Genomic DNA, 21,755 nt, shown 5'->3' with positions numbered 1-21,755 from the left:
CGGATTGATCCATGTCCTCTCGCGAAATCCGCATCGCTACCCGTAAAAGCGCCCTGGCTCTTTGGCAGGCCGAATACGTTAAAGCCCGTTTAGAGCAGGCTCACCCCGGTATTTTGGTGACGCTGGTGCCCATGGTCAGCCGTGGTGACAAGCTGCTGGACTCGCCGCTGTCGAAAATTGGCGGCAAGGGGCTCTTCGTCAAGGAGCTGGAAACAGCCCTGCTCGAAAACGAAGCAGACATCGCCGTGCACTCCATGAAAGACGTACCGATGGACTTCCCTGAAGGCCTGGGTCTGTTTTGCATTTGCGAGCGCGAAGATCCGCGTGACGCCTTCGTTTCCAACACCTATGCCAGCCTCGACGATTTGCCTCAGGGCAGCATTGTCGGCACGTCGAGCCTGCGCCGTCAGGCCCAGTTGCTGACTCGCCGTCCGGACCTGCAAATCCGCTTTCTGCGTGGCAACGTCAATACCCGTCTGGCCAAGCTCGATGCAGGTGAATACGACGCCATTATCCTCGCGGCTGCCGGCCTGATTCGCCTCGGTTTTGAACAGCGCATCACATCACCCATCAGCATCGAAGACAGCTTGCCAGCCGGTGGCCAAGGCGCAGTGGGTATCGAATGCCGCAGCGCAGATCCCGAAATCCATGCCCTGCTGACGCCTTTGCATCACGCCGATACGGCCGTGCGCGTTACGGCCGAGCGTGCGCTGAACAAGCATCTCAACGGTGGCTGCCAAGTGCCGATTGCCTGTTATGCCGTGCTTGAAGGCGAGCAAATCTGGCTGCGCGGCCTGGTCGGCGAGCCGAGTGGCGGTGTGTTGCTCAGTGCCGACGCCCGTGCGCCGCGTGCACACGCCAGTGAGTTGGGTGTGCAAGTGGCTGAGGCTCTGCTGGCCCAAGGGGCTGGGGATATTCTCAAAGCCGTTTATGGTGAGGCAGGTCACGAGTGACAGGCTGGCGCTTGCTGCTGACCCGGCCAGCCGAGGAATCGGCCGCGCTGGCCGCTGAGCTGGCGGCTGCCGGGATATATAGCAGCAGCTTGCCACTGCTGGCGATCAGCCCGTTGACTATGACTGATGCTCAGCGTGCGCTGATTGCGGGTCTTGACCGGTATTGCGCAGTGATTGTGGTCAGCAAGCCTGCGGCGCGCCTGGGGCTTGAGCTGGTCAGCCAGTACTGGCCGCATGCGCCCCGGCAGAAGTGGTTTAGCGTTGGCGCCGCGACGGCGCAGATTCTCGCCGATTACGGCCTCGATGTTAGCTACCCTCAACGGGGTGATGACAGCGAGGCGCTGCTGGCGATGCCCGAGTTCAAGTCTGCAGTGGGGGGGGATCAGCCCAGCGTGTTGATCCTGCGTGGGGAGGGTGGTCGCGAGTTGCTCGCGGATCGTCTGCGCAGCATTGGCGCGCAGGTCGACTACCTTGAAATCTACCGCCGCGTACTGCCGTCATACCCGCCTGCAACCCTGTCCCGGCGGGTTGAAGTGGAACGCCTGAACGCGCTGGTGGTCAGCAGTGGGCAGGGTTTTGAACATTTACGGCAGATGGCAGGCGATTCCTGGCCCATGCTTGGGTGCCTGCCGTTGTTTGTTCCAAGCCCGCGGGTTGCTGAGCTGGCTCGCAGCGCCGGGGCGCAACATGTTGTGGATTGTCGTGGTGCAAGCGCCACGGCTTTGCTGGCGGCGCTGCGGGAGCATCCCGCACCTGCTTTCTAATGCAAAGGATGGATTCGTGAGCGAAACAGTCTTGTCCAAAGAACACGTGCAGCCCGCGCCAGAAGCGCCGGCTAAAAAAACCGAACCTGCACCACAGGGTCGAGGCAATGGCCTGGCGGTTTTCGCCCTGTTGCTCGGCGCCGCCGGTGTTGCTGTCGGCGGCTGGGGGGTATGGCAGGTGCGTCAACTGCAAGCTGCCACCGCAGAGCAGTTGAGCGACGTACCGGCCCTGGCCGCGCAAACGCTTTCGATCAAGCAGGGCGAGCAGAAGCTGCTGGCGCGGCTCAACCAACTGCCTTCGGCCAGTGAACTGGATAATCAGCGCCAATTGGTCGTGCAGCTGCAAGGCGATCAGCAGCGCCTGAACCAGCGCCTGGAAACCGTGCTGGGCGAAAGCCGCAAAGACTGGCGCCTGGCCGAGGCCGAGCACTTGTTGCGTCTTGCCACCTTGCGCTTGTCGGCCCTGCAAGACGTCACCAGCGCCCAGGCACTGGTACAGGGCGCGGACGCGATTTTGCGCGAGCAGAACGATCCGGGTTCATTCGCCGCTCGTGAGCAACTGGCCAAAAGCCTGACTGCATTGCGCAGTGTTGAGCAACCGGACCGCACCGGACTGTTTTTGCAGTTGGCGGCCTTGCGTGATCAAGTGGCGCAACTCAGTGCGCTGGCCCCGGCCTATCAGAACCAGGGTGACTCGCTGGCCAGCCTCACCGCTGATGGCGATGGCGCGAGCCGTTGGTCCCGGTGGTGGGAGGAGATCTCGCACTACATCCGCATCGACTTCAATGCCGACAAAAATGTGCGCCCCCTGTTGGCTGGCCAAAGCCTGACCCAGGTTCGCCTGGCCTTGAGCCTGGCGCTGGAGCAAGCCCAGTGGGCGGCGCTCAATGGCCAGGAGTCGGTTTACACCCAGGCCCTGGCGCAGGCGCAAGATGTGCTCAAGGGCAACTTCAATGCGGATAACCCGCAGAGCAAAAAAATCCTCGAGCAAGTGATTGAACTCGGCAAGCAGCCGGTTACGGTAAAAACCCCGGACCTTGCGGCTGCCTTGAGCGCGGTACAGGCCTACCTTGAGCGTCGGCATGTGCGTGCGCAAGAGCCGGTCAAAGCGGCTGCCAGCCCGGCGCAGGAGGCACTTCCATGAAGCGCTTCTACGTGATTGTGTTCTTGTTGATTGCAGCTGCGGCCTGCATCGGCCTGGCAATTGCTGAAGATGCGGGCTATGTGCTGATCGCCTATAAAAATTTCCGTTACGAATCCAGTGTCTGGGCAACGCTCGCGCTGCTGGCCGTCCTGTGGCTGCTGGTGTGGGGAGTCAAGCTGCTGGTGGAGCTGGTGACGGCTTCTACAGGGCTGGTCAACCCGTGGTCGCGGCGCAACCGCAGCCGTCGAGTGCAGATCGCCATCGAGCAAGGCCAGATGGACCTTGCCGAGGGCCGCTGGGCCAGCGCACAGAAGCATCTGGCCCGTGCCGCCGAAGCCGAGCCGCAGCCATTGCTCTACTACCTGGGGGCTGCACGAGCGGCCAACGAGCAGGGGCACTACGAAGAAAGCGACAACCTGCTGGAGCGAGCGCTGGAACGCCAGCCTCAGGCCGAACTGGCCATTGCCCTGAGCCATGCCCAGTTGCAGGTGGACCGTGCTGACACCGAGGGCGCGCTGGTGACCTTGCAGGCCATGCACGAGCGCCATCCACACAATGTTCAGGTGTTGCGCCAGCTGCAGCGTCTGCACCAGCAGCGTGGCGACTGGACGGCGTTGATCCGCCTGTTGCCAGAGCTGCGCAAGGACAAGGTATTGCCGCCCAAGGAGCTGGCCGAGCTGGAGCGACGGGCCTGGGGGCAGAATCTGAGCCTGGCGGCCCAGCGTGAAAGCGAAGGCGAGGCGGGGTTGCAGTCACTTCAACGCGCCTGGCAACAGCTTACCTCGGCCCAGCGCCAGGAGCCCGCGCTCGTGCTGGCCTATGCCGAGCAATTGCGCCAGCTGGGCGCGCAAACTGAAGCCGAAGAAGTCTTGCGCGGGGCGCTCAAGCGCAGTTATGACAGCCATCTTGTGCGCCTCTATGGCCTGCTGCGTGGCAGTGACCCGGTGAAGCAGTTGCAGGCCGCCGAAGGCTGGCTCAAGAGCCATCCCGGCGATGCCAGCCTGCTGTTGACCCTGGGTCGCCTGTGCCTGCAAAACAGCTTGTGGGGCAAAGCGCGGGATTACCTTGAAAGCAGCCTCAAGGTGGAGCGCAACCCCGAAACCTGTGCCGAGCTGGCACGACTGCTGGCCCAGTTGGGAGATACGGGGCGCAGTAATCAGCTTTTTCAGGAAGGGCTGAATTTGCTGGATGAGCGTTTGCTCGCATCCCCCTTGCCAGTCACTGCCACGACCCTGTGAAGAGGCCAGCCTGGCGTGTGTTTCGGCACACGTGGGGCTGCCTGCAGTATTGAGCGAGCGAGGGGCAATCTGCCTTTTCCTACATGATTTGTTCTAAAGGCTTAGTGTTTCTGTTGGGGTTTCCTTGGTTTCTTCGAGAACTATCCGCTTAGGGTCACCTTGAAAGGGCTAATGGCTTTCATCTACCGTAACCAACTGTCTCTTTTGTCATGGAAAAGCCATGTTCTTGGCAGCTTCACGTTTTATTTTCTTTTTAGCCTTTGTAGTAGGCGCCTTGGTAATGGGCGGCACTTTTTATCTCGAGTACGGGCCCGGGCTCAAGCCTTGTTCGCTATGTCAGGTTCAGCGTTTTTTCTTGCTGGATTTCTGCCTCGTCAACCTGGTGGCTTTTGCCCATGGCCCCAAAGGTTTTGGCATGTTGTGTTACTCCCTTGCCTCCATGTTGTTCGCGCTGGGTGGCGCGGCGAGTGCCTTGAGGCAGGTATGGCTGCAAGAGCTGGCGCCAGATCAACTGATGCTCTGTCAGCCAGAGCTGGCGTGCATCTGGCGCGACATGTCGCCGAGTGAAATCATTTCGATGATTTATCGTGGCAGTGAGGACTGCACACATATTCACTGGACCATCTTTGACTTGAGCATTCCCGAGTTGAGCTTGCTGGCCTTTATCGGGCTGCTTGTTCTTGCCATCTTTCAGATCAGTCGCTCGATTGCCAGGGACAAATTACCCCGTGACTGCGACGTGAAGTAGCACTTGGGATTAAACACTTGTATGAATTTTCTCTCGTGGGTACCTTGAAGCAGTTGGCAAGCGGGCATAATCTGGCCCGCACGTATCACGGAGTTATGCCGCCCAATGCCCGTGCAATCGTGCAGGTTTTGGTTCACACAGGCCTGGCTGATGTCGGGTGGCATGGGCCCACAAGGGAAGAGAGATCATCATGCTCGAAAGATGCGAGAGTGCTCAGGAACGATTCAACGGCGTCCACCAACTGGTAGACCGCTGGTTGCTTGAGCGCCGTAAACTTGTGAAGGCTTATGCGGCTCTGCTGGAGCAGCAAAACAATCCCAAACGCGGGCCTCAAAAAGAGTTTTGCCAGCTGCTGGTCGACTATGTGTCCGCAGGCCATTTCGAGATTTACGAGCAGCTCAATCAGGAGGCCAAGGCCTTCAATGACGAGCGCGGGCTTGCCCTGGCAGAGACCATCTACCCGCGTATCAACGTGATTACGGAGGCCGCCCTGGCTTTCAACGATCATTGTGATGGTAAGGCCCATCGCCCTGACTGTGACAAGCTGGCAGAAGAGATCAAGGTTTTGGGCGCTCTGCTTGATGAGCGTTTTGAGCTTGAAGACTGCTTGATCGAAGTGCTGCACAGCGCGCACAAGCAGAAAGAAGCCGCTCAGGCTTAAGCAACAATTCATTTAAAAAACGGTGCGCAATGGCGCGCCGTTTTTTATTTCCGGGACGGTTACTTTCGGGTAGCGAACAGTTCGATTTCAAACACCAGTGGTGTATTGGGGGCAATCAGATCCCCGGCCCCCTGGGTGCCGTAAGCTTGGCTTGAAGGTATCGCCAGCCGCCATTTCGCACCCACCGGCATCTGTACCAATGCACTGCGCCAGCCGGCGATAACGCTGCCCAGGCGAAACCATTGTGGTTGGGTGCTGTGGTCGAACACGGTGCCATCGGGCAGTAGGCCCACATAGCTCACATACACCGAATCCTGTGGGCCGGGCTTGGCGCCTTTGCCGGGTTTTAGTTCGGTCAGGATGATGCCGTCGGCCAGCTCGCGAGCCTGGGGTTGCTGTTTTTCGACCAGCAAAAAAACTTCTTCAGCGCTCAGGGCGGCGTTGATGCCTGACGAGGCCTGCCCGGGATCTGTTTGAGCCTGATGCTGCGCCAGAATCTGGCCGATGCGCTCATCCGTCAGGGCCAGCGGTTTGCCTTGGTAGGCGGTGTGCAGGCCCTCGATCAGTGCCTGGATTTGAAGCTCGGGGACTTCCTGGCGCAAGCGTTCGCCCAGGCTGGCGCCCATGCTGTAGGCCAGATCGCGGGCGTCGTCGGGGGAGGGAGAGGGGGCTGCGTCAGCCACAGGCGCAAGGCACAACAACATCCAAAACATGTAACGCGGCATGGGGGTTCTCCGGCGTGATGTGCGAGCGATTATGCCAGCGCCCGAGCGGCGCCGATGTTTTAATTCGAAGGGGCTAAAAGACGTTTGGGCACTCTTTGAATTTAGCTGGCTTGGCCGTTAAAGATTGATCCAGCACAAGTTTTTCGACGTCATGCAACGTGCAGCTATCCTTAGTGTCAACATGCCCTAGCGGCGGTAGTTGCAGAGGTCTAGTATGAGCCGCACTCACTTCAGCCAGGAGGTAAACCATGTCGGCCAATAAGAAGCCCGTAAATACGCCGTTGCACTTGCTCCAACAGCTCTCAGGCAGTCTGCTTGAGCATTTGGAAAACGCTTGCTCCCAAGCGTTGGCTGATGCTGAGAAACTGCTCGCCAAGCTTGAAAAGCAGCGCGGTAAAGCGCAGGAAAAACTGCACAAGTCACGTGCAAAACTGCAAGACGCCGCCAACGCCGGAAAATCCAAGGCTCAGGCCAAGGCCAAGTCTGGGGTCAAAGAGCTCGAGCAACTGCTCGACTCACTCAAAGACCGTCAAAGCGAAACGCGCACTTATATTCTGCAACTCAAACGTGATGCTCAAGAAAGCCTGAAGTTGGCCCAAGGTATCGGTCGAGTCAAAGAGGCTGTTGGCAAGGCTTTGTCGAGTCGCGATGCCAAGCCTGCAGCGGCAGCGAAAAAACCGGCTGCCAAAGGGGTTGCCAAGGCTCCGGCCAAAGCACCGGCCAAAGCAGCTGCCAAGCCTGCCGGCAAAGTAGCGGCGGCTAAGCCTGCGACCAAGCCAGTTGCTGCAAAAACCGTAGCGGCCAAGCCGGCAGTGTCCAAAACGGCTGCGGCAAAACCGACCGCCAAACCCGCAGCAGCCAAACCAGTACCAGCAAAAGCCCCGGTAAAAGCGGCGGCCAAACCTGCTGCTAAACCTGCAGCGGCCAAACCTGCCGCTAAAACCGCAGCGGCCAAGCCCGCAACGGCCAAGCCTGCGGCAAAACCCGCAACGGCCAAACCTGCAGCGGCCAAGCCTGCAGCAGCCAAGCCTGCCGCAAGAAGGCCAGCAGCTGCCAAACCGGCCACGGCTCCGGCCAAGCCCGCCGTGACGTCCGCCGCCGCGGCACCCGCTACAACCCCGGCGTCAACTCCGGTAACCGCTACAAACTCGGCTACGACCCCAGCCAGCGCTTCTTAAGCGCGATTGATTGCGACGCGCAGCGTATGCAGCGCGTCGCAATCAGGGTGACCGGCATCGACCGTCATCTTCTGCAGCCAGGCGCAGGTATCCTGCGATTGCGTTTTCGACCAGCCATGAGTCACGGATTCCAGGCGCCGCAACAACATCCGTTCGGCCTCCAGCTCCAATGCCTTGACCTGCACGCGCAGCGTCGCCAGTGCATCGTCGTGCGCGGCTGCTTCGCGCCAGCGTGTTCGCAGTTGTCGTAACGGCTGAACCACTTCGTGCTGCCAGGGTCCGGCACAGGCATTCAGTTGCCCAAGGCGCGCCTTGTCGAAGGCCACGCCGCGCTCCTCAAGCCAGGCTGCACACAGCAGCACACACACATCCACACCCTGGTCCTGCAATTGCAGGCAGGCCTGCTCCACCCCAGGTCGGGCATAGAGGTTCAAACAGTAATTCCACAGGTCAGTCTGCATAGTGCAATTCGCGCCAGTTGAGAGGGAAGCTGGTAGACTCCGCCGCCATTATGATCCGACTTCAGAACCTGACTTTACAGCGTGGCCCGCAACGTCTGCTAGAAGACGCCGAGCTGACCCTGCACGCCGGCCACAAAGCCGGTCTGGTCGGCGCCAATGGCGCCGGTAAATCCACTTTGTTCGCCTTGCTGCTGGGTGAGTTGACGCCTGATTCCGGGGATTGTCTGCTCCCGGCCGACTGGCGGATCGCCCATATGCGCCAGGAAATCGACACCCTCGACCGCATTGCGATCGACTATGTGCTCGATGGCGACCAGCGATTGCGCCAGGTGCAGGCCGATCTGGCCAGGGCCGAAGCTGACGAGGACGGTGCTGCGCAAGCGCGCCTGCACTCCGAGCTGGACAGCGCCGACGGCTACACCGCCGATGCACGGGCGCGCAAAATGCTCGCCGGACTGGGCTTTACCAACGAACAGATGGATCGCCCGGTTGCCGATTTCTCCGGTGGCTGGCGGATGCGCCTGAACCTGGCTCAGGCCCTGATGTGCCCGTCGGATCTTTTGTTGCTCGATGAACCGACCAACCACCTGGATCTCGACGCCATTCTCTGGCTTGAAGACTTCCTCAAGAATTACCCTGGCACCTTGCTGCTGATCTCTCACGATCGGGACTTCCTGGATGCCGTGGTCGACAACATTGCCCACGTCGATCAGCGCAAAATCACCCTGTATCGCGGTGGTTACAGCGCATTTGAGCGTGCCCGTGCCGAACGTCTGGCCCAGCAGCAACAGGCCTACGAAAAGCAACAGGCGCAACGTGCGCACATGGAAAGCTATATCGCCCGCTTCAAGGCCCAGGCCACCAAGGCCCGTCAGGCGCAGAGCCGGATCAAGGCCCTTGAGCGTATGGAAGAGCTGAGCGCGGCCCATGTGGATTCGCCGTTCGACTTCGTGTTCCGCGAAGCGGTCAAGCTCTCCAGCCCGTTGCTCGACTTGTCCGATGCGCGCCTGGGTTATGGCGACAAAACCATCCTCGAGAAGGTCAAGCTGCAACTGGTTCCGGGCGCCCGTATTGGCTTGCTCGGGCCAAACGGCGCGGGTAAGTCGACCCTGATCAAAAACCTCGCAGGCGAGTTGGAGCCACTGTCGGGTCGGTTGGCCCGTGGCGAGAATCTGGTGGTTGGCTATTTTGCCCAACATCAGCTCGACTCACTGGATTCCAAGGCCAGCCCGTTGCTGCATATGCAGCGTCTGGCGCCGACCGAGCGCGAACAGACCCTGCGCGACTTCCTCGGTGGTTTCGACTTCCGGGGTGCGCGGATCGACGAGCCGGTACTGAACTTCTCCGGTGGCGAAAAAGCCCGCCTGGCGCTGGCATTGATAGCCTGGGGCCGCCCGAATCTGTTGTTGCTCGACGAACCGACCAACCACCTCGATCTGGAAATGCGTCTGGCGCTGACCATGGCTCTGCAAGAGTTCAGCGGCGCGGTGCTGGTGGTGTCCCACGATCGCCATCTGCTCAAGAGCACTACGGATGAGTTCCTGCTGGTTGCCGATGGCAAGGTTCAGGAGTTTGACGGCGACCTCGAAGACTACGCGCGCTGGCTGGCCGACTACCGTTTGCGCAATGCGCCGGTCAGCACCACGCTGGTCAACCCTGACAAGACCGATAAAAAGGCTCAACGTCAGGCCGCTGCAGCGTTGCGTCAGCAGCTGGCACCGCATAAACGCGAAGCTGACAAGCTTGAGAGCGAGCTGGGCAAGGTCAACGAAAAGCTGGCGAAAATCGAAACCAGCCTGGGCGACAGTGCCGTTTACGAAGCTGCGCGCAAAGATGAATTGCGTGATCTGCTGGCGGAACAGGCCAAGCTCAAAGTGCTCGAAAGCCAGCTGGAAGAGCGGTGGATGGAAGCGCTGGAATTGCTTGAGTCCATGCAAGCAGAACTGGAAGCCCTGTCCTGATGGAAGCCCTGCACTTGCCAGTGCCCGCCGAACTGATCGCACCGCTGTGGATCGGTGTGCAGATTTTGCTGATTCTGTTGGCGGGTTACTTCTCCCAACGTGTCGTGGCGCGCTTCCTGACGCGGCTGGGCGAGCGTTATCCGTTCCCGCCACAGCTGATGATGCCGCTGCGCGGCGGCTTGCGCTGGTTCATCATGGGCAGCGCAGTGATCGTCGTGCTGGAGCGTCTGGGGGTTTCGGCCACCGTGTTGTGGACGGCGCTGTCGGGCTTTGTGGCGGTGGCGGCGATTGCCTTCTTCGCCATGTGGAGCGTGCTTTCCAATCTGCTGTGTGCAGTGTTGATCTTTACCGTGGGGCCGTTTCGCATTGGCGACGTGGTGGAGTTGCTCGACACGCTGGACAAGCCCGGCGTCAAAGGCCGTGTGGTGGCCATCAATCTGCTTTACACCACGCTGATCGAGCCCGCTGAATCGGGCAATGGTAGCAGCATGGTGCAAGTCCCCAACAGTCTGTTCTTCCAGCGCTCGGTACGCCGCTGGCGAGAAAGCGACCTGTAACGCTCCCGCAGAGTCAAAACTACCCTCAGAAATTTGTGGTCAATTTTCAACCAACGCATTAGCTTAAGGGACTTGTTACAGATCTTGTCCGAGGTGTGCGATGTCGTTGGAAACGTGGTTGGCCTTTTTTGCTGCCTGTTGGGTGATCAGCCTGTCCCCCGGCGCTGGCGCGATTGCTTCGATGTCGTGCGGTCTGCAGTATGGTTTCTGGCGCGGTTACTGGAATGCCCTGGGCCTGCAACTGGGCCTGGCGTTGCAAATCGCCATTGTCGCAGCCGGTGTCGGCGCCATCCTTGCAGCCTCGTCTACCGCTTTCTATGCCATCAAATGGTTCGGCGTGGCTTACCTTGTTTACCTCGCCGTCAAACAGTGGCGTGCCCTGCCGGCTGATCTGAGCGATGACGCCGCCGTGCGTCCCATCGGCAAGCCGCTGGCTCTCGTATTTCGCGGCTTTCTGGTCAACGTCAGCAACCCCAAGGCGCTGGTGTTCATGCTCGCGGTGCTGCCGCAGTTCGTAAACCCGGCAGCGCCGCTGGTGTCCCAATACCTGACGTTGGGCGTGACCATGATCTGCGTCGACCTGATCGTCATGGCCGGTTACACAGGGTTGGCGTCCAAGGTCCTGCGTCTGCTGCGTACGCCGCAACAACAGCGCCGGATGAACCGCACCTTTGCCGGTCTGTTTGTTGGCGCGGCGGGTTTTCTGGCGACGTTGCATCGCGCTACAAACTGAAATCTGTGCAAAAAGCGCACAAGTCATATGCGCGCCCTGGCGTTGTTGCGAGGTATCGGTCTTTTTAGACTTTTACCCTCCGTTGCATCATTCCAAACCAGAGGTTCATATGACTTTTACAATGCCCAAACTACTGTCCTCATTGCTCGCCTGTCTGAGTCTGGCGGCAACTTCAGCCATCGCGGCTGAGCCTGCCGTCAATCCCAACCCCACTATCCGTGCCATGTCTGGCGCTGTTCCGATTGATCGTCTTGACCCGGCCTCTACGGCTTTACTGGTGATTGATTTTCAGCAGGAGTACTTCACCGGCCGGTTGCCGATCCCGGACGGCCAGAAGGCACTCAACAAGGCTCGCGAGCTTATTGCATTCGCGGACAAGGCCAGGATTCCGGTTTATCAGATTCAGCATATCGCCCCGGCGGGCTCAGCGGTTTTTGCGCTGGACGGCGAAGGTGTGAAATTCCACCCGCAGATGCTGCCTCGCGCGGGTGATACGGTGTTGCAAAAAACCACCGTGAGCGTTTTTGGCAGCACTGAACTGGACCGCCTGCTGAAGGAAAAAGGCATCAAGACGGTAATTATTGCCGGCCTGATGACCCATGCCTGCGTGGCCGGCGGCGCTCGGGACGCTGCGCCGCTGGGGTACCAGGTCGTGGTAGCATCTGATGCTTCCGCTACCCGCAGTATTACCCGGGCAGACGGCTCGAGCATTGATGCAAATAGCCTGCACCGCGCAGCCCTGGCTTCAGTCGAAGACACCTTTGGCGACGTCATGACTACGGCGCAGATCGTTAAATTGCCTCTAAAGTGAAGCTCAATCGATGAATCAGTTGCTGGCCATGCGGGCGTTTTGCTGCATCGTCGAGAATCGTGGATTTTCGGCAGCAGCCGAGCAATGGGAAACCACGTCTTCGACATTGTCCCGGCATTTACAGCATCTGGAGGCACAACTCGGTGTGCGGTTGATCAACCGCACAACCCGGCACTTGAGCCTGACTGAGGCAGGGGAGCGCTATCACGCGGCCTGCCTCGACATTTTGCAGCGGCTCGACCAAGCGGCGTTGGCTGTTGCCGACGATGGCAGCGAACCGTCAGGGACTCTGCGTATCAGCGTGCCTTTGGTGATCGGGACGCTGGAGTTGGGCAATTGGTTGCCCGGGTTCCAGCAACGCTACCCCAAGATCCGGGTAGACCTGTCCTGCGAGGACCGTTTTGTTGATCTGGTGGCTGAGCGCTTCGACCTTGCACTGCGCATCAGCGGCCCCCTGGAAGACTCCTCGCTGGTGGCCAAGAAACTGACCGTATCCGATCTGATTCTGGTGGCTGCACCCGGTTATGTCAGTCGCCAAGGCTTGCCACGCCAGGTCGACGAGCTGGCTACCCATCAGTTACTCGGTTTTACGGGGAGCAATGAGTGGCGGTTGAATTCGGCGCGGGCTGATACCGTGGTGGTGGCGCTCAACGGACGTTTCAAAACCGACACCATTACCTCCCTCCACAGCGCCGCGTTGGCCGGTCTGGGCATTGCCGCGTTCACACGGGCGACGGTGCAACAGAACTTGCAAAGCGGCCAGTTGGTACAGATTCTTCCCGACTACAACGCAGGCCAGCGTCATTACTTTGCCCTCTATCCGCACGCCCGCCTTCTGGCCCCCAAAGTGCGTGTTTTTGTCGAGTTCATGGCTCAGCATTACACGTCGGTCTGATCTCGGCTGTTGAGCGACAACTGGCTTGTGCTCAGGGCTCAGCGCAGAATCACCGCAGCTTCATCCTCGGGTAGTCTGTTGAGTGGTGCTGGCGCGCTCTTTGGCGGCTGAGGTGCAATGCCTGTCAGTTGCTCTTGTAGTTGCCGTACCACGTCCTCGCCAAGGGTTGCGGCTACGTCGCGTATAACCTGGGGCCGGTTAAGGGACACTCTGAGATCGTGGCGGTTTGTCAGTTTGATGTCCTCCCCTTTACCCATGGCAGTGAATGCTGAGGTGACCTCAAGGGTACGGGTGTTGATCAGGCTGAAGTCAGCAACCAGCGTCAACCCCAGTATCGCCGAATAACTCCTGGTATTGGCCAGTGCGTTGAGGTCCCGGGTGAAATCAATGTCAGACACCGTGCCAAACAGAACGTAGTCGGCGCCTTTGAAATGACCGGCCTTTATGCGCTTGATGACGTCATAAACATCCGTTTTGTCGCTGGCTTTGTAAGGCTTGGCCTGCACCAGTCGGAACAACCCGGATTTGAGAATCTTTCCTTTGATATCGCCACTGAAATTGCGCAACTCGTTTTGCTGGATGTAGCTGTTGCGGCTCTCGTACGTCTGGTAGCTCGCCGAGCCATTGGCGTGGTACGGGCCGGACTGAAAACGGTTACGTGCAGTGGTTGACTGGACGTATTGCTGTACGCGGGTCTCATAAGCCAGGTCGGTCACGGCTATTTTGGGGGCAGCTTGAACTTCCCAGATACAGAGCAGGCTGATAACGCATATCCAGATACGCATCGCTTAGCGCTCCGTTGTTTTGCGGATTTCTTTTTCGTCCATCCATTCCGCCAGGCCGCTTTCGAGATCGACCAGTTGCAGGTTGAATGTGTAGAAAACATCTTTGAAGTCCTTGCTGCGCTTCACAATCGAGGTGATGGAGCCTTCGAGGCGGTATTTGGCTGCGATCATGTTGCCGGTCTTGCTGATCGTCGTTTTTTTGTACAGGCCGCTTTGGTTTTGCAACTGAAGTTGGTCGACCTGGCTTTGCATGTCGGTGTTGTCGCTCGCAAAACGAACGGTGCCGGTTTTCATCAGTTGGGTTTTTATCGACGTGGTTATCTGGCGGGTATCGATGTACTCGCTGGTTTTGTTTTTCACATCGTAGACCTGTACCACCGGCCTTCCCTGAAGAATGCCGGACTGAGCAAGGGAACGTGTCATGCTTTCGGCGATCATCTGCAGGTCAGTCGAGCCAAACTCATTGGTGATCAGTTCCACAGCCTTGGTGTCGCCATAAGTTATGTTTTTGCCGCCGATGACTGGCGAAGTGTTGGAACACCCGCTGATCAGAATCAGCATAAGGGCGAGTAATGAAGTGCGTGCAAGCATGGAATAGCTCTCCAGGTGTGACAAAGGCTACAGGCTCAGGGGGTTTTCACTTCCAGGCGGAAATCCCTGGCTTGAGGCACTGGTGCAATAGCAGGAATAAAAGTGTTTTGTTTGGCGTACAGGGTGATGGTTTTCCAGCCTTCTTCATTGGCAACGGGAAAACCGTCCTTGCCCAGCCAGGTAAATCGGTAATAAACCATTCGGTTGTGGCGGCTGGTGTTGGTCATCTGGGCGTTTACGGTCATGAAGCCATTTACACGCGCTACGCGGATCGCTCCGGCAGAGATATGTTTGAACTTGCCCATGACCGTAATCTTGCTTGCTGCACTGTTGGGTTGTGGAGGTGACGGTGTGGCGCAGCCGATCAGTAAAAACAGCGCCAGAGCGCCCGAGAGCAAATATCGCATCGTGGGTTCCTCAGGGTTTTTGTCGGCTTATGAAAGCCAGCGGGGGGGTGACGGGTGTAGTACTGCCAGCGGCGGCATGGTGGAAAACGCGATTACCGATCGTGCGTATCGTGATGACCTGATAGCCGCGTTCGGCCCTTATGCGTATCGGCGTACTGCCCGGGATGTCGGGCAGACTAATTTGATGCTCACCACGGTTGAGGCGTAAACGCACCACATATGTGTTGTCTGCCAGGGTGCGCCAGGTGCGCGTATCCGCGTCTTCCAGAACAGTCGAAGCAACTCCCAGAAGCAGGCCGGCCAGCGGGTTGTCGTCATTGAGTTGTTTTTGTGCGACGCCTCGAGTGACAGCCCGCGCGCTGCTACGCAGGAGGATCCACGGCAGTTCATCGCGCAGGGCGCGACGCGACATGGTCGTGGTGGTGTTAAGCAAGGTGAGGGGATGAAGCTGGCCGTTGACGACGACATGGGTGAGGGGCGTATTGGGGGTGTAAGGCCTGATCACCGGAAATGACAGCGGCGTAATGACGAGGTTGTTGCTGATGGTTAATGGCAGTGGGAGACGTATTGAGTCTCGCGCCGGTGCAAAGCCATTTTGCAGCACTATCAGAACTTCGCTTTCATCGCTGCGGGCCTCTGGTTTGTCCAGGTTCAGCAGGTTTTGCTCGATCAGAGGTGTGTTGGGTCGCAGTTCTGCGGCCTTTCGATAGCCTGGTGCGGCAAGGCTTCGTTCTCCCAAAGCCTCGTAAAAAAAGCCCGCCAAATAATGACTAAAGGCGCTCTGATAACTATTTTTCAGCTCCAGTACGTCGGGTGCATCAAGACTTTTCAGCGGGTAGCCACGCAGATCCTTGAGCCGGGCCCGTACTCCCCTGCGTTCTGCTTCCTGCTCACGTTTCAAGTATTCCTTGTCCCGAAGTTCAGTGATCAGGGCTTCGCGTTCATGGGTTTTTTTGATTTCCGTGCGGGCACCTTCGAAATCGTTAAGGTTCAACAGATTCAGAGCCATTTGCGTACTCAACCAGACTTTCTCGTAGTCATGGCCTTCATAGCGGCGGACTTTGTCGTTGACCAGAAAACTGGAGAACTGTGCGAGGTACCTGGCGGTATCGAGCCTGACCGACTCCTCCCAGGCATATATCAATTTGTCAGCGTTGCGCCATGCCTTCTGGCTTGCAGCAAGGTCGCCCTTTGCGCGCAATAACTCGCCTTTTTCCAGGTAGTAGAGAAGGTCTTTGTTCTGGCTGCTGTTGTTTTGTTCGAGCAGGACCAGTGCGCCATCGACATTGCCAGCCGACAACTGCTGGTTGGTGGCTTGCAGTTCGCTGTCATAACTACGAAATACCGAGCATCCAGTCAGTAAGGTGAGCACGCTCAAAATGAGAGCGTTAAGGGCGCGAGCGGTCATGGGTATGAGTGTCCCCGGGCGTCTAAACCATAAATACTTGTCGATACCGCAGAGACCGGGCCCGAGTACGGGTGATCAGTTGTGGTGAAGGATCGGTATTTTTAGCAGCGTCGGCGGAGGGGAAGTAGCCTTAATCAGGGCGTGATGGCTGTGTTTAATCACTTTGGGAAATTGCCTACATTTGTGGCGATAGTTAACCCACAAGCACTTGCAATAAAGGGGCTATCAATCTGCAAGGCTCGCTATGTTTAGCCAGTTCAATCGCAGAATTGCAATTCGCTGATTTACGGCGCGATCGCATACGAGGGCCTTGAGTCGGCGGCCAGTAACGGTAAACAATATGTTACTTCTCATTTCCATCCGGATTGATCGATGACCTCCCGCTCGCGTTTTTTGGCATGGCTATTGTTGCCCGTGCTCGCGTTGTGCAGCCTTGTTGCCTCTGCCAACACCCCGGAAGGCGCCTCACAAGCGCTGCACCTGATTGACTACATTGGTGCTGACTATCCGCCTACAGTTGAAAACGGCAAGGTTATTGATGAGACCGAATACCGCGAGCAACTCGAGTTTCTGGCCGTGCTCAAAGGCCTGCTCGCGGACTTGCCGCAACGCCCTGAGCGTGAGGAGCTGCTGCAAGGCGTGAACGCCCTGCAAAGCGCCATCGAACAGCGTGTAGACGGCACCGCCGTTGCGCATGAAGCACGTCAGTTGGGTGCCAAACTGGCGGTGGCCTACGAGGTCAGCCAGGCCCCCGCCATTACCCCTGACCCTACCCGTGGCGCACCCTTGTATGCCCAGCATTGCTCGGTGTGCCACGGTGAAACCGGCGCCGGTGACGGCCCTGCCAGTGTCGGTATGACGCCGCCGCCTGCGAACCTGCGTGACGCGCAGCGCCTGGACCGGCTGAGCCTCTACGCGATCTATAACACCCTTGGCCTGGGGGTTGAAGGCACCGATATGCCTTCGTTTTCTGATCAGCTGGACGAGCGTCAGCGCTGGGACCTGGCCACCTACATCGCCGGGCTGAGTGCCGACCCGAGTGCCAGCAAGGCAGACAAAACCTACAACCTGGCGGACCTTGCCCGTCAAACCCCGAATGAAGTGCTGGCGGCTGAAGGCCCCGAGGCGACCGCAACGTTCCGTGCCCAGCGGGCGCAGCCGCCGCAAGTCAAACGCGGCCCGGCGCAGCTGCTCGACTACACCAGCGCCACCCTGGATAAAAGCCTTGCGGCTTACCGCGCCGGTGACCGTGAGCAAGCCTACGACCTGTCGGTGGCGGCTTATCTGGAAGGTTTTGAACTCGTTGAAAGCTCGCTGGATAACGTTGACGCCAATGTGCGCAAAAACACTGAAAAAGCCCTGATGGCCTATCGGCAATCGCTGCAGGACGGCTTGCCGATCGAGCAGGTCGAGCAGCGACTGGAAGCGGCCAAAGTCTTGCTCAAGGAATCTGCCGGGCTGCTGGGCAGCGATGGCCTGAGCTGGACTTTGAGCTATGTCTCCGGGTTGTTGATTTTGCTGCGTGAAGGCCTGGAAGCAATTCTGGTGCTGGCCGCGATTCTGGCTTTCCTGCGCAATACCGGCCAGCAATCGGCGGTGCGCAGTGTCAACGTCGGCTGGGGTCTGGCCCTGGTGGCCGGGCTGGCGACCTGGGCGCTGGCGGCCTATGTGATTGACGTCAGCGGTGCCCAGCGTGAACTGCTGGAAGGTTGTACTGCGCTGTTCGCCAGCGTCATGGTGCTGTGGCTGGGCGTATGGATGCACGACCGTCGTCACGCCGCCGCGTGGCAGGATTACATCAAAAGCAGCCTGGTCAGCGGTGGCGGTCGTTTTGGCTTCGCGATACTGGCGTTCTTTTCGGTGTACCGCGAACTGTTCGAAGTGATCCTGTTCTACGAAACCCTGTGGCTGCAAGCCGGCCCGGCGGGCCACAACGCGGTACTGGCGGGCGGCGCCACGGCACTGGTCTTGCTGATGGGCCTGGCGTGGATCATCCTGCGTGGCTCGGCCAAATTGCCATTGGCGCTGTTTTTCAGCATCAACGCGGCTTTGCTCTGCGCCCTGTCGGTGGTATTCGCCGGGCATGGCGTGAAAGCGCTGCAAGAGGCGGGCATCTTTGGCACGCGGCCTGTCGCGTTCTTCGACTTCGACTGGCTGGGTATTCATGCAGATGCGTACTCGCTGAGTGCGCAGGCCGTAGCCATTTTGGCAATTATCGTGTTGTACGGCCGAAGCAAACTGGCGGAAAAGCGTCGGGTGCAGGCTTCTTAAATCCTTATACACCTCCCCTCAGTGGGAGCGGCAACACTCAGGAGCAATTCTCTATGCGTGTCTGGATCGACGCAGACGCCTGCCCCAAGGCGGCAAAGGATCAGGTCATCAAGTTCGCTCTCAAGCGTCAGTTTGAGGTGGTGCTGGTGGCAGGGCAGAGCCAGATCAAACCGACCTACGCCCTGGTCAAACTGATTGTGGTGCCCAGCGGCCCGGATGCGGCGGATGATTATCTGGTGGAGCACGCCGTGCCCGGCGAACTGGTGATTTGCAGCGATGTGCCGTTGGCCGACCGGCTGGTCAAAAAGGGCGTTGCCGCGCTGGACCCGCGCGGCAAGGAGTTTGACCCGCAAAACATGGGCGAGCGCCTGGCGGTGCGTAATCTGTTTACCGATCTGCGCGAGCAAGGCCAGGTCAGCGGCGGGCAGGGTGCCTATGGCGAACGCGACAAGCAGGCGTTCGCCAATGCCCTGGACCGTATCCTGACCCGGCTGGCACGGGGTTGATCAGTTTTTTTGCGTCAGCTCAAGCACGCGGTCAACCATCTTGTTGATCCCTGACGCTGCTTCGCTGATGGATTTGGCGAGCATATAGGCCGGGGTGCTGACCAGCTTGCGGGCCTTGTCCTCGACAATTTCCGACACTTCACACTCTTGGTGGGTGCCACCCATTTTGGTGACGGCTGCAGCGGTATCTGCGTCGGTGCCGATGGTGCAGATCACGCCTGGGCCATAAATCTTGGCGGCAATGGCAGGTGAGATGCACATCAGGCCAATCGGTTTGCCAGCTTCGGCAAAGGCTTCGGCCAGGCTCAGCACATCAGCCTGAACCGAGCACGCAGCACCATCGGTGGCAAAGTTGGAGAGGTTTTTGGCGGCACCAAACCCGCCCGGTATGATCAGGGCGTCAAAATCCTCGACCTTGGCCTCACGAACATCCTTGATCTCGCCCCGGGCAATCCGCGCTGACTCCACCAGTACGTTGCGTGACTCGGGCATTGGCTCGCCGGTCAGGTGGTTGATGACATGCAGTTGTGCAATGTCGGGGGCAAAGCACTGTACTTTGGCGCCGCGCTGGTCCAGGCGTAGCAGGGTGATCACGCTTTCGTGGATCTCGGCGCCGTCATAGACGCCGCAGCCGGAAAGAATCACGGCAACTTTTTTAGTGGTCATGTCGATCTCCTTGTTCATGGCATTAATGTCGCCTGATTTGGCGCTTGATGCCATAGGGTTTCGCAGCAAGTGCGCCTACGCTTGATGGAATACCGCTCGGGGTGTGCCATGAAGCTGATTCTGTATGCCGTACCGTTTTTCTTTGTGCTGATTGCTGTCGAGCTGCTGGCCGACCGCTGGCGCGCAATGCACACCTATCGCCTGGCTGACACTATCAGCAGCCTGAGCGCCGGTGTGCTGTCGACCACCACCGGTTTGCTGACCAAAGGCGTGGGGCTGATCACCTACGCGCTGGCATTGAAATATCTGGCGCTGCTGCAATTGCCCGAAGACAGCCTGTGGGTGTGGCTGTTTGCGTTTGTCTTGTACGATTTTTGCTACTACTGGCACCACCGCCTGGGGCATGAGCGCAACGTGCTCTGGGCCGCGCATTCGGTGCATCATCAGAGCGAAGACTACAACCTGTCCACCGCCCTGCGCCAAACCAGCACCGGGTTTGTGCTTGGTTGGGTCTTTTACCTGCCAATGGCGGTGCTGGGTGTGCCGCTGCCGGTATTTGTCACCGTGGCCACCGTCAACCTGCTCTATCAGTTCTGGGTCCATACCCGCCATGTGCCCAAGCTGGGCTGGTTCGAGTGGTTGTTTGTGACACCTTCCAATCATCGGGCTCACCATGCGCAGAATGCTCTGTATATGGATCGCAATTACGGTGGAGTGTTCATTGTCTGGGACCGTTTGTTCGGCACTTTTCAGGAAGAAGACGACGCCGAGCCGGTGATTTTCGGCGTGACCACGCCGCTGCAAAGCTGGAATCCGCTGTGGGCCAACTGGCAGTTCTATGGCCAGTTGCTGGCTGATGCGCAGCGCACCGAGCGCTGGCGGGACAAGCTGAGGATCTGGTTTATGCCCACGGGCTGGCGTCCGGCGGATGTAGCGGCGAAGTACCCGATAAACAAGCCGGACCTGAGCCGGTTTGTAAAATTCGAGGTGCCACTGGCACGGCGCCAACAGGTGTATATCGCGGCGCAATTTGCAGTTTATCTGGCGCTGGGCAGTTATTTGCTGAATCTGGGCGAGACGTTGTCGCCCCAGGCGCTGATGCTGGGCTGGGGGTATATGGCGTTGGGGCTGTTTGTGCTGGGGGCAGGTCTGGAGAACCGGCCTTGGGCGCTGAAACTTGAGTGGCTGCGCCTGGCGCTCAACCTGCCACTGGTCTGGCTGGCCCCTGTGGCCGGTCTGTGGCCGGCCAGCGCATTGGGCTGGGTCGGCCTGTCCAGTTACACCCTGTTGAGCGTGATGGGGCTCTACGTGTGCAGAAACCGTATCACTCGGCTGGCGGGTTGCTGACTTCGGCGTTGCTCTTGTTTTTCTCTTCAAGAGCGGTCTGTCTGGCCAGGCGTGCATTCTTGAAGCGGCGGCGGGCCCACAGGCACAGGCCGATCAGGAGCAGGGCACCGAGCACCCACAGCTCATATTTCTTGACGTTGCCCAGCAAGCCTTCGAGCACGGCGCCAAAGTGATAGGCGGCGGTAGCCAGGGCAATGGCCCAGATGGCCGCACCAATGCCGTTGAGCAGCAAATAGCGGCCCGGAGGGTAGCCTGACAGGCCGATTGCCACGGGCATGACGGTACGCAGGCCGTAGACGAAGCGGAAACTCAGGACCCAGATATCCGGGTGCCTGCGAATGTGCTCCAGCGCCTTGTCGCCCATAAGTTGCCAGCGCGGTTTGCGCGCCAACAGTTTGCGGCCGTGCTTGCGCCCCAGGAAGTACCACAGCTGATCTCCGGCATAACTGCCGAGGAATGCCACGATCATGACCAGTTTGAGGTCCATGTATCCGCGGAACGCCAAGAAGCCTGCGAGAACCAGAATGGTCTCACCTTCAAAGAACGTCCCTAGAAACAGGGCGAAGTAGCCGAATTCTTGAAGAAATTGTTGGAGCATTGTCTGGATGCTGGCGAAATGAACGCGCAGCCTACGCCTTAAGGGACGTTCGGGAAAGTATCGAAATGTGACTTTGCGTTAACAAGTCCTACAAATCATGTGTATTTGACCTACATCATTAGCGTTGTCATCTAGTGTTCATGGCGAAGCGTTATAACCATGCGCGCAGGTGATTATTGCTTCGAACCTGTGGGAGCTGGCTTGACTGCGATGGGGTTGACTCAGTCAATCTGAAACTCTGCGGTGTTTGAATCGCGAGCAAGCCCGCTCCCGCAGTGTCTGCGTCGGTTGCCCAGGAAACAATTTCGACAAATCGGCCTCTAACCAGTCTCTGGCCCGCATAAAGC

General features: G+C 58.7%; 23 protein-coding genes. 15 read left to right on the top strand and 8 right to left on the bottom strand.

Annotation, left to right across the window (positions count from 1 at the left end; all coding sequences use genetic code 11):
• The first annotated feature begins 11 nt into the window (after window positions 1-11).
• The 6 genes from hemC (at window position 12) to rsd (ending at window position 5,508) form a co-directional block, all read left to right on the top strand.
• On the top strand, window positions 12-953 hold the full coding sequence (hemC, locus tag GHO03_RS03035) for a hydroxymethylbilane synthase (protein WP_095000672.1): 942 nt from the start codon (window positions 12-14) through the stop codon (window positions 951-953).
• A complete protein-coding gene (locus GHO03_RS03030; protein WP_133143929.1) occupies window positions 950-1,717 on the top strand; it encodes a uroporphyrinogen-III synthase in 768 nt (255 codons plus the stop codon). Before hemC ends, GHO03_RS03030 begins: the two co-directional genes overlap by 4 nt.
• Window positions 1,718-1,733: 16 nt before the next feature.
• Window positions 1,734-2,861, top strand: a complete 1,128-nt coding sequence (locus GHO03_RS03025; protein WP_095000674.1) for a uroporphyrinogen-III C-methyltransferase — start codon at window positions 1,734-1,736, stop codon at window positions 2,859-2,861.
• Window positions 2,858-4,099 carry a heme biosynthesis protein HemY gene (locus GHO03_RS03020; protein WP_095000675.1) on the top strand — a complete coding sequence of 414 codons (1,242 nt, stop codon included), beginning with the start codon at window positions 2,858-2,860 and terminating at the stop codon, window positions 4,097-4,099. Before GHO03_RS03025 ends, GHO03_RS03020 begins: the two co-directional genes overlap by 4 nt.
• 220 nt (window positions 4,100-4,319) lie before the next feature.
• A complete protein-coding gene (locus tag GHO03_RS03015; RefSeq protein WP_095017808.1) occupies window positions 4,320-4,847 on the top strand; it encodes a disulfide bond formation protein B in 528 nt (175 codons plus the stop codon).
• 190 nt (window positions 4,848-5,037) lie between these two features.
• Window positions 5,038-5,508 (top strand): sigma D regulator, encoded by a 471-nt coding sequence (gene rsd, locus GHO03_RS03010; RefSeq protein ID WP_095017807.1) that lies wholly within the window; start codon window positions 5,038-5,040, stop codon window positions 5,506-5,508.
• A gap of 59 nt (window positions 5,509-5,567) precedes the next feature.
• Here rsd and GHO03_RS03005 read toward each other — a convergent pair whose 3' ends face one another.
• The gene (locus tag GHO03_RS03005; protein ID WP_095000678.1) at window positions 5,568-6,233 is read right to left on the bottom strand and encodes an FKBP-type peptidyl-prolyl cis-trans isomerase; all 666 of its coding nucleotides are present in this window, start codon (window positions 6,231-6,233) and stop codon (window positions 5,568-5,570) included.
• Window positions 6,234-6,481: 248 nt separating this feature from the next.
• Between GHO03_RS03005 and GHO03_RS03000 the strand changes: the two genes are divergently transcribed.
• Window positions 6,482-7,411, top strand: a complete 930-nt coding sequence (locus tag GHO03_RS03000) for an AlgP family protein (protein WP_133143928.1) — start codon at window positions 6,482-6,484, stop codon at window positions 7,409-7,411.
• Here the strand turns inward: GHO03_RS03000 and GHO03_RS02995 are convergent.
• Entirely contained in the window at window positions 7,408-7,872 is a 465-nt protein-coding gene (locus GHO03_RS02995) for a TIGR02444 family protein (RefSeq protein WP_095024232.1), read from the bottom strand. The two genes, GHO03_RS03000 and GHO03_RS02995, sit on opposite strands and share 4 nt — an antisense overlap.
• A gap of 50 nt (window positions 7,873-7,922) precedes the next feature.
• On the opposite strand from GHO03_RS02995, the gene GHO03_RS02990 reads away from it, so the two are divergent.
• From GHO03_RS02990 to GHO03_RS02970, 5 genes are all read left to right on the top strand, one after another.
• Window positions 7,923-9,833 carry an ATP-binding cassette domain-containing protein gene (locus tag GHO03_RS02990; RefSeq protein ID WP_095000682.1) on the top strand — a complete coding sequence of 637 codons (1,911 nt, stop codon included), beginning with the start codon at window positions 7,923-7,925 and terminating at the stop codon, window positions 9,831-9,833.
• Window positions 9,833-10,390, top strand: a complete 558-nt coding sequence (locus tag GHO03_RS02985) for a mechanosensitive ion channel family protein (protein WP_133143927.1) — start codon at window positions 9,833-9,835, stop codon at window positions 10,388-10,390. The genes GHO03_RS02990 and GHO03_RS02985 overlap by 1 nt, the downstream gene beginning before the upstream one ends.
• Before the next feature lie 100 nt (window positions 10,391-10,490).
• Window positions 10,491-11,123, top strand: a complete 633-nt coding sequence (locus GHO03_RS02980; RefSeq protein ID WP_095000684.1) for a LysE family transporter — start codon at window positions 10,491-10,493, stop codon at window positions 11,121-11,123.
• Window positions 11,124-11,244: 121 nt separating this feature from the next.
• On the top strand, window positions 11,245-11,934 hold the full coding sequence (locus GHO03_RS02975) for a cysteine hydrolase family protein (RefSeq protein WP_232527664.1): 690 nt from the start codon (window positions 11,245-11,247) through the stop codon (window positions 11,932-11,934).
• A gap of 10 nt (window positions 11,935-11,944) precedes the next feature.
• A complete protein-coding gene (locus tag GHO03_RS02970) occupies window positions 11,945-12,829 on the top strand; it encodes a LysR family transcriptional regulator (protein WP_095000685.1) in 885 nt (294 codons plus the stop codon).
• Between the two features lie 38 nt (window positions 12,830-12,867).
• Here GHO03_RS02970 and GHO03_RS02965 read toward each other — a convergent pair whose 3' ends face one another.
• The 4 genes from GHO03_RS02965 to GHO03_RS02950 are packed head-to-tail and all read right to left on the bottom strand — an operon-like array spanning window position 12,868 to window position 16,020.
• Entirely contained in the window at window positions 12,868-13,614 is a 747-nt protein-coding gene (locus tag GHO03_RS02965) for a penicillin-binding protein activator LpoB (protein ID WP_095038701.1), read from the bottom strand.
• A 3-nt stretch (window positions 13,615-13,617) separates the two neighbouring features.
• The gene (gene lpoB / locus GHO03_RS02960; RefSeq protein ID WP_095000687.1) at window positions 13,618-14,205 is read right to left on the bottom strand and encodes a penicillin-binding protein activator LpoB; all 588 of its coding nucleotides are present in this window, start codon (window positions 14,203-14,205) and stop codon (window positions 13,618-13,620) included.
• A 35-nt stretch (window positions 14,206-14,240) separates the two neighbouring features.
• Window positions 14,241-14,612: a YcfL family protein gene (locus tag GHO03_RS02955; RefSeq protein ID WP_095000688.1), complete on the bottom strand. Its 372-nt coding sequence runs from the start codon at window positions 14,610-14,612 to the stop codon at window positions 14,241-14,243.
• A gap of 10 nt (window positions 14,613-14,622) precedes the next feature.
• Complete coding sequence (locus tag GHO03_RS02950) at window positions 14,623-16,020, bottom strand: COG3014 family protein (RefSeq protein ID WP_133143926.1); 1,398 nt, start codon at window positions 16,018-16,020, stop codon at window positions 14,623-14,625.
• A gap of 372 nt (window positions 16,021-16,392) precedes the next feature.
• Between GHO03_RS02950 and GHO03_RS02945 the strand changes: the two genes are divergently transcribed.
• Window positions 16,393-18,291: a cytochrome c/FTR1 family iron permease gene (locus GHO03_RS02945; protein ID WP_133143925.1), complete on the top strand. Its 1,899-nt coding sequence runs from the start codon at window positions 16,393-16,395 to the stop codon at window positions 18,289-18,291.
• A gap of 53 nt (window positions 18,292-18,344) precedes the next feature.
• The gene (locus GHO03_RS02940; protein ID WP_016783011.1) at window positions 18,345-18,797 is read left to right on the top strand and encodes a YaiI/YqxD family protein; all 453 of its coding nucleotides are present in this window, start codon (window positions 18,345-18,347) and stop codon (window positions 18,795-18,797) included.
• Here GHO03_RS02940 and elbB read toward each other — a convergent pair whose 3' ends face one another.
• A complete protein-coding gene (gene elbB, locus GHO03_RS02935) occupies window positions 18,798-19,463 on the bottom strand; it encodes an isoprenoid biosynthesis glyoxalase ElbB (protein ID WP_133143924.1) in 666 nt (221 codons plus the stop codon).
• Window positions 19,464-19,571: 108 nt separating this feature from the next.
• On the opposite strand from elbB, the gene GHO03_RS02930 reads away from it, so the two are divergent.
• Entirely contained in the window at window positions 19,572-20,810 is a 1,239-nt protein-coding gene (locus tag GHO03_RS02930; protein ID WP_095020099.1) for a sterol desaturase family protein, read from the top strand.
• Here GHO03_RS02930 and GHO03_RS02925 read toward each other — a convergent pair.
• A complete protein-coding gene (locus GHO03_RS02925; RefSeq protein ID WP_086799407.1) occupies window positions 20,788-21,408 on the bottom strand; it encodes a DedA family protein in 621 nt (206 codons plus the stop codon). The genes GHO03_RS02930 and GHO03_RS02925 overlap by 23 nt on opposite strands.
• Between the last annotated feature and the right edge of the window lie 347 nt (window positions 21,409-21,755).

The organism is Pseudomonas sp. FSL R10-1339 (assembly GCF_009600545.1).
Taxonomy (GTDB): domain Bacteria; phylum Pseudomonadota; class Gammaproteobacteria; order Pseudomonadales; family Pseudomonadaceae; genus Aquipseudomonas; species Aquipseudomonas bubulae.
Note: the sequence above shows the minus strand (reverse complement) of the source record. Positions and strands in the feature narration are given on the sequence as shown.